The sequence below is a fragment of the Bacillus sp. JJ722 genome, from assembly GCF_036963345.1.
Classification (GTDB): Bacteria; Bacillota; Bacilli; order Bacillales; family DSM-1321; genus Bacillus_AD.
This window is the reverse complement of sequence record NZ_JBALMO010000349.1, coordinates 1-219: the sequence shown is the minus strand read 5'-3', so window position 1 is coordinate 219 and position 219 is coordinate 1. Positions and strand designations below refer to the sequence as shown.

The window sequence follows — 219 nt, the reverse complement described above, 5'->3', positions numbered from 1 at the left end:
CTGTCGTGCACAAATTCGCAAATAACGTAATTTTTAATTTTGACATGGAAGAAGCATTAATCGATGGAAAGATAATGAGTAACATTCCAAAACCAACGAAAGAGAAGAGAGCCTCATTACTTCCTTTTAAAATAGGTTTGTAATCCAAAATTTCAATAGGCAATATATTCAATATATTGCCATCTTTAAATGAATAAAGTATTAAAGGAAGCATAAATA

1 protein-coding gene is annotated in these 219 nt (G+C 29.2%); it reads right to left on the bottom strand.

The features are described from left to right. Window positions 1–214, bottom strand: a 214-nt coding sequence (locus V7014_RS27400; RefSeq protein WP_438824980.1) for a GerAB/ArcD/ProY family transporter, incomplete at its 3' end; no start/stop codon positions are given. Window positions 215–219: the final 5 nt, after the last annotated feature.